This window comes from Pseudochelatococcus sp. B33, from assembly GCF_053570585.1.
Genome location: NZ_JBSEFH010000059.1, coordinates 1 through 4,033, shown reverse-complemented (window position 1 = coordinate 4,033; position 4,033 = coordinate 1). Strand labels below are relative to the sequence as shown.

At 67.9% G+C, this 4,033-nt stretch carries 3 protein-coding genes; all 3 read left to right on the top strand.

Going from position 1 to position 4,033, the window contains the following annotated elements; genetic code table 11:
* Window positions 1–1,672, top strand: a 1,672-nt coding sequence (locus ACUSIJ_RS29390; RefSeq protein ID WP_449311960.1) for an ABC transporter permease, incomplete at its 5' end; no start/stop codon positions are given.
* A 4-nt stretch (window positions 1,673–1,676) separates the two neighbouring features.
* Window positions 1,677–2,555, top strand: a complete 879-nt coding sequence (locus tag ACUSIJ_RS29385) for an ATP-binding cassette domain-containing protein (RefSeq protein ID WP_449311959.1) — start codon at window positions 1,677–1,679, stop codon at window positions 2,553–2,555.
* Between the two features lie 11 nt (window positions 2,556–2,566).
* Entirely contained in the window at window positions 2,567–3,820 is a 1,254-nt protein-coding gene (locus tag ACUSIJ_RS29380; RefSeq protein ID WP_449311958.1) for an invasion associated locus B family protein, read from the top strand.
* Window positions 3,821–4,033: the final 213 nt, after the last annotated feature.

Genomic DNA, 4,033 nt, shown 5'->3' with positions numbered 1-4,033 from the left:
GATCACGGCCGGCGAGAACGTCGAGGTGCCGGCAACCTATGCCGGCCTTCCCCAAAAGGCCCGCAGCGAGCGGGCGGCGGCACTGCTGGCCCGGCTCGGCCTCGGCGAGCGCCTGCATCACCGACCTGGACAGCTCTCCGGCGGCCAGCAGCAGCGCGTCTCCATCGCCCGCGCGCTGATGAACGGCGGGCGCATCATCCTGGCCGACGAGCCGACCGGCGCGCTCGACAGCGCCACCGGCACGGAGGTGCTGACGCTGCTCCGGGAACTCGCCGCGCAGGGCCACACCATCATCCTCATCACCCATGACCACGGGATCGCGAAGGCGGCAAGGCGCATCGTCGAGATCAGGGACGGGCGCATCGTCAGCGACAGTGGGAGCGACGAGGCAGAATTGCGGGCTCCCAAGCCTCATGCTGAAGGATCATCGGCATCGGGTCCGGCACTCTCCCTCCTGCCGCAAAAATCAACAGCAGTGTCGCTGCTGGCGGACATGCACGAGGCCTTCCGCTCGGGAGCCCGGGCGCTCGGCGCCAATCCCTTCCGGACCATGCTCACGCTGCTCGGCATCATCATCGGCGTGGCCTCGGTCATCGCGCTGCTCGCCATCGGCGAAGGCGCCCGGCAGGATGTCGTCGCCCGCATGGCCTCCTTCGGCACCAACCGCCTCTATGTCATCCCCGGCGGGGAAAGCAGCCGCGGACCGGGCGGCCGGCTGTTGCCGGAGGACGTACCCTACGTCCGCTCGGTGCCGAATGTCACTGCCGCCATGCCCTACCTTCAGGGCAAGGTGACGGTCAGAGCCGGCAACGTCGACTATCCCACGGAAGGCGTCGGCATCACCACGGACTTCCCGCGCATCCTGAGCTGGCCAGTGGAGCGCGGCGTGTTCTTCACCGTCGAGGACGAGCACAGGCTGGCGACGGTCGCTGTGGTCGGTTCAAAGCTCGCGGCACGCATGTTCCCGGACGGCTCCGATCCGATCCGACGCGGCATTCTCGTCGACGGCGTGCCGTTCCAGGTGATCGGCGTGCTCGCGGCCAAGGGCAGCGGCGGCGCCGGCAGCGACGAGGACGATACCATCGTCTTCCCCTTTCCAACCGGGGCGGCCCGCGTCTTCGGCCGGCAGGAGCTGTCGTGGATCTCGGTGCTGATCGACGACCTCGCCCAGGCGCGGGAGACGGAGGCGGATGTCGTGCGCGTGCTGGAGCGGGCGCACGGCGTGCGCGACTTCAGGGTATTCAACCAGGCGGCAAGCATCGAGGCCCAGTCGCGCACGCAGGACACCATGACGCTGCTGCTGGGCGCAACCGCCGCCATCTCGCTGCTTGTGGGCGGCATCGGCGTCATGAACGTGATGCTGATGACGGTGGGCGAGCGCACGCGCGAGATCGGCATCCGCATGGCAACGGGTGCCCGGACTTCCGACATCCTGCGCCAGTTTTTGACCGAAGCCGTCATGGTCGCCGGAACCGGCGGCATCGCGGGTGCTGTGATCGGCATCACGGCGGGCACCGTCGCGGCCCACGCCTTCGCCATGCCGGTCATTTTTACGGGCACGGCGCTTCTCGGCGCGGTGCTGACCGCGCTCGTCACCGGCCTCGTCTTCGGCTTCATGCCGGCGTTGCGTGCCGCGCGCCTCGAACCCGTCGCGGCGCTCGCAAGGGAATGACACCATGACACAGCTCGCCCTTGATCCCGTTCATGAAACGACGGTGACCCCCATTACCGGGCCGGTCGCCGTGACAGGGACTGCAGCAGCGCGCGCCACCGTCACCGAGGCGCCTCTGTTCACGCTGGAGGAGGTGTCGTTCTCGGTTCCCGGCCGCACGCTGCTGGAATCGCTGACATTGACTCTGCCGGGAAAGCGCATCGTCGGACTCATCGGCCACAACGGCTCCGGCAAGTCGACGCTGCTGAAGATCCTCGCCCGCCAGCAGCCGGCATCCGCCGGCAAGGTGCTGTTCGAAGGCAAGGCGCTGTCCGACTGGGGCGACCGGCCGTTCGCGCGCCAGCTCGCCTATCTGCCGCAGCACACGCCGCCGGCATCGGGAATGCTGGTCACGGAACTCGTCGCCCTCGGCCGCTATCCCTGGCACGGGGCGCTGGGACGCTTCGGCAAGGTTGACCGGGAAAAGGTCGACGAGGCGATCGCGTTGACCGGCCTCGAGCCATTGGCCGGCCGGCTTGTCGATACGCTGTCGGGCGGCGAGCGCCAGCGCGCCTGGCTCGCCATGCTGGTGGCGCAGGATACGCAGTGCCTGCTGCTCGACGAGCCGATCTCGGCGCTCGACGTCGCCTATCAGGTCGAGGTGCTGTCGCTGGTGCAGAGGCTCAGCCACACGAAAGGTCTCGGTGTGGTGATCGTCCTGCACGACATCAACATGGCCGCCCGCTGCTGCGACGAGATCATCGCCCTCAACGGCGGCAGCCTGATCGCGCGCGGCACACCCGCTGCCATCATGACCGCCGGTGAGCTGCGCCGCATCTACGGCATCGACATGGCGGTCATGACGCATCCCGTCACCGGCCTGCCCGTGGCCCTGCCCTGTTGAGGGGAACGGCGATGCAATGGCGCGACAGCCCGCAGCGCTACGGGATCGTCAGCCGGCTCCTGCACTGGGGCATGGCCATTCTTCTCCTGTGGCAGTTCTCGCCCATGCTGGCGTGGCGGGCGTTCGGGCCATCGCCGGTCAGCGCTCTGGTCTCGCGCATCGCGCCCCACCACGGCATTCTGGGCACCGTCATCCTCCTGCTGACGCTGCTGCGCGGCCTCTGGGGAATGTTCAACATTCGCCGCCGCCGGCTGCACGGGGGTTGGGGAAGCCGGCTGGCGGTGAGCGTTCATCTGCTGCTCTACGGGCTCATGGCCGCCGTGCCGGCGGTGGCGCTGCTGCGCATCTACGCTGGCGGCAACGGCTGGACGGCTTTCGGCGTGCCCGTCGTGCCCGTCACAGGCGAGCGGATCGCGTGGCTGGCGCAGCTTGGCGATCTTGCTCACGGCAGGCTCGCCTGGACGCTGCTGGCGCTGATCGCCGGCCACGCCCTCATGGCCCTCATCCATCACTTCGTTCTCCGGGACGAGACGCTCGGCCGCATGGCGCCGTGGCGTCGCAGGCAGAGGCTTGCGCCAGGTTCCCGTCCCGCATCGTCATCAGCAAAGGATCACCCGATGCCGCGTCTCTGCCCTTCAAGACATCTCTCCGTCCCTGGTGTCGCCATTGCCTTCTCGACGCTGGCCCTAGCAGCATTGCCGGCCATAGCGGCGGTTCCCGCAACCGGCCCCGAACGGCTGCGGCAGACGGACCAGCAGATTGCGCAGGTCGATACACGCGCCGCCCCGGCGTCCCCCAGTCGGCCGGCGACGACGCTGCCCAACGGCGCCGCCTCCATCAACGAGACCTACGGCGACTGGACCGTCACCTGCAACATCGTCGACGACGAAAAAGTCTGCGTGTTCAGCCAGACGCAGGGCAACAACCAGACCGGCCAGCGTGTCTTCGCCATCGAGCTGCGGCCCCCGGCGGATGGCAAGACAGAGGGCATGTTGCTGCTGCCGTTCGGGCTCAAGCTCGATGACGGCGTGAAGCTGAAGATCGACGAGCAGAACCTCGGACAGGGCGCGCGCTTCTCGACCTGCGTTCCTGCCGGCTGCCTCGTGCCGCTGTCGTTCCCGGCGGTCGCGACGGACGCACTGAAGAAGGGCGAGAAGCTCATCGTCAATGCCACCCGCTCCGGTGGCGGAGAACCGCCCATCTTCACCATCCCGCTCAACGGCTTCACTGCTGCCTTCAACAGAACCACGGAACTGGCGAAATGATCGTCGGGGTTGGAAAGGTGGTGCTGCTCCTCCGCGACGAAGCGAACCATAACAACGCCTTCGCAGCGCTCCTGCGCCCTTCTGTTCCATATCCCGATCAGCTGGTAGGTGCCTGAATGGCGGAAGACGCGCCGCTTCCCTTCGATCACGATTCAGTCCTGCCCGATCGCGGGACGATCCGGTTGTGGGCGATCGCGGGCCTGATCGCTTTTG